Source organism: Enterococcus avium ATCC 14025, from assembly GCF_000406965.1.
In the GTDB taxonomy this organism is placed as follows: Bacteria; Bacillota; Bacilli; order Lactobacillales; family Enterococcaceae; genus Enterococcus_A; species Enterococcus_A avium.
Window position 1 is genome coordinate 289,965 of sequence record NZ_KE136367.1, and the last position, 8,625, is coordinate 298,589.

General features: G+C 40.3%; 6 protein-coding genes, 8 tRNA genes and 1 rRNA gene (1 of these 15 cut by a window edge). 1 reads left to right on the forward strand and 14 read right to left on the reverse strand.

Translation table 11 applies throughout. The features are described 5' to 3' along the window. The first annotated feature begins 28 nt into the window (after window positions 1–28). Complete coding sequence (locus tag OMU_RS20735; RefSeq protein ID WP_016181822.1) at window positions 29–982, forward strand: biotin--[acetyl-CoA-carboxylase] ligase; 954 nt, start codon at window positions 29–31, stop codon at window positions 980–982. A gap of 50 nt (window positions 983–1,032) precedes the next feature. Here the strand turns inward: OMU_RS20735 and gor are convergent, their stop codons facing one another. The 14 genes from gor to rrf form a co-directional block, all read right to left on the reverse strand. Next, window positions 1,033–2,382 carry a glutathione-disulfide reductase gene (gor, locus tag OMU_RS20740; RefSeq protein WP_016181823.1) on the reverse strand — a complete coding sequence of 450 codons (1,350 nt, stop codon included), beginning with the start codon at window positions 2,380–2,382 and terminating at the stop codon, window positions 1,033–1,035. Window positions 2,383–2,521: 139 nt separating this feature from the next. After that, entirely contained in the window at window positions 2,522–3,763 is a 1,242-nt protein-coding gene (locus OMU_RS20745) for a peptidase U32 family protein (protein ID WP_016181824.1), read from the reverse strand. A gap of 13 nt (window positions 3,764–3,776) precedes the next feature. After that, window positions 3,777–4,691: a peptidase U32 family protein gene (locus OMU_RS20750; RefSeq protein ID WP_016181825.1), complete on the reverse strand. Its 915-nt coding sequence runs from the start codon at window positions 4,689–4,691 to the stop codon at window positions 3,777–3,779. Window positions 4,692–4,794: 103 nt separating this feature from the next. After that, the gene (locus OMU_RS20755) at window positions 4,795–7,293 is read right to left on the reverse strand and encodes an ATP-dependent Clp protease ATP-binding subunit (RefSeq protein WP_016181826.1); all 2,499 of its coding nucleotides are present in this window, start codon (window positions 7,291–7,293) and stop codon (window positions 4,795–4,797) included. Between the two features lie 5 nt (window positions 7,294–7,298). Continuing rightward, window positions 7,299–7,766 carry a CtsR family transcriptional regulator gene (locus OMU_RS20760; protein WP_270268334.1) on the reverse strand — a complete coding sequence of 156 codons (468 nt, stop codon included), beginning with the start codon at window positions 7,764–7,766 and terminating at the stop codon, window positions 7,299–7,301. Between the two features lie 118 nt (window positions 7,767–7,884). Further along, window positions 7,885–7,958, reverse strand: a tRNA-Pro gene (locus OMU_RS20765). A gap of 16 nt (window positions 7,959–7,974) precedes the next feature. Continuing rightward, window positions 7,975–8,048: transfer RNA gene (locus tag OMU_RS20770), tRNA-Arg, on the reverse strand. Between the two features lie 12 nt (window positions 8,049–8,060). After that, a tRNA-Leu gene (locus tag OMU_RS20775) sits at window positions 8,061–8,146 on the reverse strand. A gap of 22 nt (window positions 8,147–8,168) precedes the next feature. Beyond that, a tRNA-Gly gene (locus tag OMU_RS20780) sits at window positions 8,169–8,240 on the reverse strand. A 4-nt stretch (window positions 8,241–8,244) separates the two neighbouring features. After that, window positions 8,245–8,317 (reverse strand) — tRNA-Thr (locus OMU_RS20785). A gap of 18 nt (window positions 8,318–8,335) precedes the next feature. Then, window positions 8,336–8,417 (reverse strand) — tRNA-Leu (locus OMU_RS20790). 9 nt (window positions 8,418–8,426) lie between these two features. Then, window positions 8,427–8,499: transfer RNA gene (locus tag OMU_RS20795), tRNA-Lys, on the reverse strand. A 3-nt stretch (window positions 8,500–8,502) separates the two neighbouring features. Then, window positions 8,503–8,575, reverse strand: a tRNA-Val gene (locus OMU_RS20800). A gap of 8 nt (window positions 8,576–8,583) precedes the next feature. Continuing rightward, window positions 8,584–8,625, reverse strand: a 5S ribosomal RNA gene (gene rrf, locus OMU_RS20805); it runs 74 nt beyond the window's last position.

Sequence of the window (8,625 nt, forward strand, 5' to 3'; positions counted from 1 at the left end):
CCAGAATGAAAATAAAGGAGCGAAAAAATTGTCGACGAAGGAAAAAATTTTAGCCCGTCTAAAAGCAGCAAAAAATGTTTTATCCGGCGAAACCTTAGCTCAAGAATTAGGGGTATCTCGTACCGCAATATGGAAAGCAATCAAAGAATTAGAAAAAAAGGGGTATCAGATTCAACATTCCGCGAACGGTTATCGTTACCAGCCTTCTGATATTTTAGATGCAAAAGAAATTCATGAAGGCATTCATCAAGACGTCGATATAACCGTTTTAGAAACCTCTACTTCAACAATGAAAGATGCTCAGCAGGCTGTAATGGATGGTAAAAGATCACCTTTACTAATCGTAGCAGATATGCAGGAAGCGCCTCGAGGGCGTTTCAATCGTCCTTTCTTTGCTGCAAAACAGCAGGGCATCTATATGAGTTTGCTCTTGGAGCCTAAGGAGCAATTAACAGAATTACCACAATACACAATCTTGATGGCAGTTGCTGTATCCGAAGCAATCGATGAATTATTAGGTGTGGATACACAAATTAAATGGGTCAACGATATTTATTTGAATCATAAAAAAATCGTCGGCATTTTATCAGAAGCGATGACCGATATTGAAACCAACTCACTAAAATACATTATTATTGGTATGGGAATCAACTTCTCCATTCCTCAGGAAAACTACCCTGATGAGTTGCAGGAAAAAGCGACTTCTTTGTTTCCGAATGGTCAAGCAACCATAACAAGAAATCAATTGATCATTAACATCTGGAATCGATTCTTTAATTTATTGGCAGATCAAACGACTTACCTGGATGCTTATCGAAAGAAATCATTCGTATTAGGTAAAAAAATCACTTTTAAACGGAAAGATCAATCCTACATGGGGACTGCCATCGCGATCACTGATACTGGTGAGCTAGTAGTCGATTTAGGGGAGGAAAAAGTTCATCTCTCCTCTGGCGAAATCAGCTTAAGCTCCATTCAATAAAAGACTGTAGACATTGTCCATAAAACGGATCTTGTCTACAGTCTTTCTAATTATCTCATTGTTACAAATTCTTCGCTGCCAGTTGGATGGATCGCAACGGTGTCATCAAAGTCTTTCTTCGTTGCCCCCATTTTAATCGCTACAGCAAATCCCTGTAGCATTTCATCAACACCCACACCAATCGCGTGCAAGCCAATAATTTTTTCTTCTTTCCCAAGACATACCAATTTCATATCACATTTTTGACGATAGTCACTTAATGCAAAATACATTGGTGTAAAACGCGAATGATAGATTTTAATCTGATCTTTTCCATAACGTTCAATAGCACTCTCTTCTGATAAGCCAATCGTTGCAATCGTTGGATGTGTAAAAATTACCGTTGGAACATTTTCATAATCTAAAAATTCTTCTGTTTTGCCATTAAAAATACGTTCGGATAAGCGCCGACCTGCCGCAATAGCTACTGGTGTTAAATCAATCTTGCCAATCACATCCCCGACTGCATAAACACCTTCACTCGTTGTATTTTGGTATTTATCGACAATGACAAAGCCTTTCTCGTTTAACGTCACAGAAGTATTCTCTAAACCTAACTTGTCAGTATTTGGTATACGACCGCCAGCAAACAACACCTTATCTCCTGTCAGTGTATTTCCATTCTCAAAATAGACAGTATAGGTTTCATCCTCATTTTTCTTGATTTCTTTTGCCACATGATGATCATACAACTTCATCTTATTATCACGATAAATATCCACTAAATTATCGGCCAGCATTTTATCAAATGTCCGTAATGGGCGACTATGGCGGAAAGCCCAATAAACTTGCGTGCCCATCCCCTGTAGCACACCACTCAATTCTGCTGCAATATAACCAGCCCCTAGAACAACAACTTCTTTCGGCTGTTCGGTCATTTCAAAGAATCCGTTAGAATCAATAGCGTATTCACCGCCAGGAATCTCCATCTGACTTGGTCTTCCGCCAGTCGCAATCAAGACATTGGACGCAGTATATTCTTCACCGTTTACACTGACAACGTGATCTGATTTGAATGTCGCATAACCTTCAATTCGTTCTACATTATTACTATCAAGTCCACGGTAGTAGGCTCCATGTAAAAAGTCGATATATTTTTCACGACGTTCAACCAACTCATTAAAATCAAATTTTCCAACATCAGCCTGTACACCATAACTAGGCGCATCTCGCTCAATCATCTCTAACATACTGCTAGCCTGCCACATTACCTTTTTCGGTACACAACCAACATTGACACAGGTTCCGCCGATTTTATTCCCCTCGATTAACAAGACTTTTGCTCCATACATACCAGCACGATTAGCCGAGGCGATCCCGCCACTTCCGCCACCGACAACTATGTAATCATATTCCTTCATTCATCTGCCTCCTAATTCACGTTTACGTTCATTTTAATACATTCTGCAAAAAAAGAATTGATTTTTGTCCGATACCATTTTCTAAAAAAACACCCGCTAAAAATCAGCTTTCTTCCCAATTTAGCGAGTGATTTATTTATCAGTCTTTTTTCTTACGAATCATATCACCAGGTTTGACTGGTTGAGCAACAGGCATCGTTAAAACCATCATAGGGTTAGGTGCCCTGTCGATTGATTCGCCCTCATCATTTTTCATTTCTGTAACTGTCTGTTCAAAATGCTGAAAATGTGGTCCGTAAAATTCAATTTCATCACCTATTTTAAAATGATTTCGTTGGCGGACAGTCGCTATTCCGCTAACTTCATCATAACTCAGAACTTCACCAATAAATTTGTAAACAGGAATCTTTCGGCGCGGACCAAATAGTTGTTCATTTTCAGTCGGTACATGGTAATAAAATCCAGTCGATAATTCTCGTTGAGCTACTTTCCACAGTTCATCGATCCATTCTTGTTTACAGACATAATTATCTGGATCAGCCATATAGCTGTCAACTGCTGCTTTGTAAACATTAGATACAGTTGAAACGTAATGAATTGATTTCATCCGACCCTCGATTTTTAAGCTGTCAACGCCATTTTCAATCAAATCAGGAATATGTTCGATCATAGACATATCTACGGCACTCATAGAAAATTCTTCCGTAACATCACCATTTTCTGTTAATGAACGATGTTCTTGAGCGAAAGGCATATCGAATAATTCATACTTCCAGCGACAAGATTGCGAGCAACCACCACGATTAGCATCTCGCATTGACATATGATTGGATAGTGTACAACGGCCCGAATAAGAAATACACATTGCTCCATGGATAAATGCTTCAATTTGAATATCCGTATTGCGGCGTATCTCAGCTAATTCTTCCATTGAGACTTCCCGGGCCAACACAACTCGTTCCAGACCCTCATTTTGCCAAAATTTCAATGTCTCCGCATTAGTTGCAGACGCCTGTGTTGATAAATGAATCTCTAACCCAGGGGCTTCTGATGCACAAATTTCGATCAAAGCAGGATCAGAAATAATCACAGCCGAGATTCCAATGTCACGCAACTTCTTGAAGAACGCTCCGGCTCCTTCTTCATTACCTTCATGGGTCACCATGTTCGCAGCTACATAAACCTTAGCTCCATACTGATTCGCAAAAGCCACCCCCTCTTCCATCTCTTCAAATGAAAAATTTCCAGCCCGAGAACGCAACCCATATGCATCTCCACCGATATATACTGCATCTGCACCGTAGTGAATGGCGGTTTTTAATTTTTCCAATGTCCCGGCTGGTGCTAAAACTTCCGGCCGCTTCAATTTTCTTTCTGTCATATTGCTATTACTCCTATTTAATCGCTGTTGGGTCTAAATGATAAAAACCTGTATCCATTCCTCGACCAACAGGATGATATTTTTGAATTTCTTGTTGAGCGTTTTCAACCATCGCATCATCCCAAGAATTCGTTTCTATTGCTGCTTTAGCCTCTGCAAAAACTTTAGCAATCGCCACAAAATTCGCTCCAGGTGTAAACAAACCATCTAATTTCCATGTTTGATAACCTGCTTGATTAAGCTCTGACAATTCCTTAATCAAATTCAAATCATTATCAGCAAAAATATGTGTGCCATGTTGATCCTCGTAAATCGAATAATGTGTTTCTGCCTTTTTGGGTTCCGAAATAAACAATCCACGTTCCTTAGAAGTACTTTCCGATTGCTTCGTATAATTGAAATAATTATCTAGTAGCGGGCGTTTTGATTGATGAATACAAGTAGCACCATAAACCAAAACCTCCACAGAAACTTCGACATGCTGACTCAAACGCTGCATTTCTTCAAAAGGGACTTCGCGAGCCAACACCGCTCCAACTGCTCCTTTTTTCTGCCAAAAATTGATTTGTCGTGCATTGGTGACTAAAGTCTCCGCATCATAAATGTATGGCAAATCGTATTCCTGCAATAAATAAATCACACCCGTATCACCAACAACTACGTGATCTGGCTTTACATCTGCCAAAAAGGCTAAATATTCTGGTATCTTCTTCATCTTATCAGGATGCATGATACCATTTATAGAAACGTTCACTTTTTTCCCATTGGCGTGCGCCAAATCAATCAAAGCCTTTTGTTCTTCACGAGAAAAAGAGTAGGGCAGTCGTAATCCAAAATCCTCTTCTCCTATGTATAGTGTATCCACTCCGACAGCTAATAATTCTTCAGCTTGCGCCATTGATTCTGCTGTCGCAATTAGTTCGATCATGGTATGTCCTCCTTTTAGACTTTCTCATACTATCATAGCTACAAAAAGTTTCCAACTGATGACAAAAAAAGAGAATGACGTTAAAACATCATTCCCAAGTTTTTTAAACTTTTTCTGGTATTTTTTCTTCTTTTGGATTTTTAACAGTTAATGTAATCTTGCCTTTGCTAGCCCCAATAGTCACTGTATCTCCCAACTGAATTTGACCAGATAAGAGTGCCTCAGCTAAGCGGTCTTCAATTTCTTTTTGCAATGCCCGACGAATTGGCCGTGCCCCATATTCAGGATCAAATCCAACTTTTCCAATAACGTCATAAGCTGCCGATGTAATCTTCACTTTGATTTCATGCTCCTTCATACGATCTAAAACAGCACGACTCATGATTTTTACAATCTCATGAATTTGTTCTTGATCTAATGATTTGAACACTACAGTTTCATCAATCCGATTGAGAAATTCTGGACGGAAAGCCTTTTTCAATTCTTCTAGAATTCGTTTTTCCATCATTGCATGATCTTTACTGATATCCTTCACATTGAAACCAACATTTTTTTCTTCACGAATTTCCGTCGCTCCAATGTTGGAAGTCATAATTAAGATCGTATTACGGAAATCAACTTTCCGACCCTTCGAATCTGTTAAATGACCATCATCTAAGACTTGTAAAAGAATATTGAAAACATCTGGATGAGCTTTTTCCACTTCATCTAGCAAAATAACTGAATAAGGTTTCTGACGAATTTTTTCGGTTAATTGTCCACCTTCTTCATATCCTACGTAACCAGGAGGCGATCCGATTAAACGACTCGTACTATATTTCTCCATATATTCAGACATATCGACTCGAATCAATGCTTCCTCACTGCCAAACATTGCTTCAGCCAGTGCCTTCGCCAATTCTGTCTTACCGACACCAGTTGGTCCTAAAAACATAAAAGAGCCAATCGGACGATTTGGATCTTTCAATCCACTGCGCGCTCGACGAATCGCCCGCGAGATAGCTTTGACAGCTTCCTCTTGACCAACGACTCGTTTATGCAAAACTTTTTCCAAATCTAACAGTCGTTGACTTTCTTTTTTCTCTAATTGCTGTAGCGGCACACCTGTCCATTGAGAAACAACTGCTGCGACATCCTCATCAGTAACCTGATCAATATAGCCGTTTTCTTGCTTAGCAGCTTTAATTTTGGCTTGCTCCAATGTTTCAGATAGTTGTTTTTCCCGTAACCGTAAACGAGCCGCCGATTCAAAGTCTTGATTTTGAATCGCCTTTTCTTTTTCTATTACTAAATCTTGAATTTCATCTTCTAGCTCAGTAAGCTCAGAAACTTCATCCGTCGAATCTAAACGAACTTTCGCAGAAGATTCATCCATCAAATCAATCGCTTTATCTGGTAATTGACGCGAGTTGATATATCGAACGGATAAAGATACTGCCGCATGCAGAGCCTCATCAGTAATTTCAACTCCATGATGATCCTCATAACGAGGACGTAAGCCTTTCAATATCTCTTCCGCTTCCTCCGGTGTTGGTTCTTCCACTTGCACTCTAGCAAAACGGCGCTCCAAAGCAGAATCTTTTTCAATATACTTTTGATATTCATCTAACGTTGTTGCACCAATTGTTTGCAATTCACCGCGAGCTAACGCAGGTTTTAAAATATTTGAAGCATCAATAGCACCTTCAGCTCCACCAGCACCAATCAAGGTATGCAGTTCATCAATAAATAGAATGATTTGACCATCATGATAAATTTCATCAATCACTTTTTTTAAGCGATCTTCGAATTCTCCACGATATTTCGTTCCAGCCACTAAGGCACCCATATCAAGCATCATCAGACGTTTTCCGCGCATATCTTCTGGTACATCTCCAGAAATAATTCGCTGAGCTAAGCCTTCAACAATCGCTGTTTTACCAACACCTGGCTCTCCAACTAATACCGGATTATTTTTAGTTCGACGACTTAAAATTTGAACTACGCGGCGAACCTCACTATCTCGACCTACCACTGGATCCAGTCGTTTTTCCCGTGCTAATTTTGTTAAATCCCGAGCCAATCCATCTAAAGTTGGTGTTCCTTGTGAATTGCTTTGTACAGGTTTCGCTGGTGCTTTTCGTCTACTACCAGTACCTTGATTTCCATTCGATGTTTCATTTACACCCATCTTCTTTAATAGAAGTTGACGCATCTTAGGCAAACTAAGTCCTAAATTAACTAAAATATGAGAAGCTAAGATTTCATCATCTCGTAATAGCCCTAATAATACATGTTCGGTTCCAACCAATTTTGCATTGAAGCGTTTAGCTTCATCATCAGCAAAAATTAAAATTTGCTTTGCTCTAGGAGAATAGGGTAGATAACCGCCTTCAGGATAAGACTTAACTGATCCGTATCCAGTCATATGCTCGATTTCTTCACGGATATCATTTTCGTTTGAATTCATTTGGCGCAGTGTTTTGCCTGCTATCCCTTGTTGTTCAATCACTAAAGCCAGTAATAAATGCTCCGAACCAACCGAGCGGTGTTTAAAGTATTTAGCTTCTTGTTGTGCAATAGCCAGCACGGCTTTTGCGCGTTCTGTATACAGCTGATCCATATTCCTCACTCCTTTTTCTCATAACTTAAACGTTCTAAAAATCCGTGAAGAATTCTTGAACGTAGTCTATTTTCAATTTGACTGATACCAAGAACATTCTTCGATACCGCACTCAACATCAAATTACCTTCTTTTTCAGTAATAATTTCTTCTTCAAATAATTTTTGAATAATTCCAAAAGCATTTGTTTCAGATATTTCACTTCCAAAAGACTCCATTAATTGCTTCAAAAAATAATGCTGATCAGAAATCTTAACTTTACTTATTCGGATATAACCACCGCCACCTCGTTTACTTTCAACTAAATAACCCCGTTGAAAAGTAAAACGCGTGTTGATTACATAATTTATCTGAGAAGGCACGCAATTAAACAACTGCGCCATCTCTGCTCTGCGGATCTCGATGATTTCACTATTCTCCAAAATATCTTTCAAGTAAGACTCGATCAAATCAGAGGTATTTCTGCTCATAATATCGCCTCCTATTGACTATTCCTGACCATAATTATAGCGAATTTAGAGCATGAAATAAAGAAGAACGCCTTTCTTTAAATTAGGATAAAAAAAAAGAAGGCATTCACCTTCTTTTTGATCGGGAAGACAGGATTCGAACCTGCGACCCCTTGGTCCCAAACCAAGTGCTCTACCAAGCTGAGCTACTTCCCGATAAACAAAAAAACTACGCGCCCAAGAGGAGTCGAACCCCTAACCTTTTGATCCGTAGTCAAACACTCTATCCAGTTGAGCTATGGGCGCATGTTCATATTATGCCGAGGACCGGAATCGAACCGGTACGGTGATCACTCACCGCAGGATTTTAAGTCCTGTGCGTCTGCCAGTTCCGCCACCCCGGCGTTCTTCCCTGGTCTTCAGGAAAGCGGAAAACGGGGTTCGAACCCGCGACCCCCACCTTGGCAAGGTGGTGCTCTACCACTGAGCTATTTCCGCACGATGCCGGCTAAAGGACTTGAACCCTCGACCCTCTGATTACAAATCAGATGCTCTACCAACTGAGCTAAGCCGGCAACTACAAAAAAATAAAATGCGGGTGAAGGGACTTGAACCCCCACGCCGTAAGGCGCTAGATCCTAAATCTAGTGCGTCTGCCAATTCCGCCACACCCGCATATACTTATGAGCCGTACTGGGCTCGAACCAGTGACCCTCTGATTAAAAGTCAGATGCTCTACCAACTGAGCTAACGGCTCAAATGGAGGTTAACGGGATCGAACCGCTGACCCTCTGCTTGTAAGGCAGATGCTCTCCCAGCTGAGCTAAACCTCCATGAGTTCGCGTGGCGACGTCCTAATCTCACAAGGGGCAACCCCTCACTA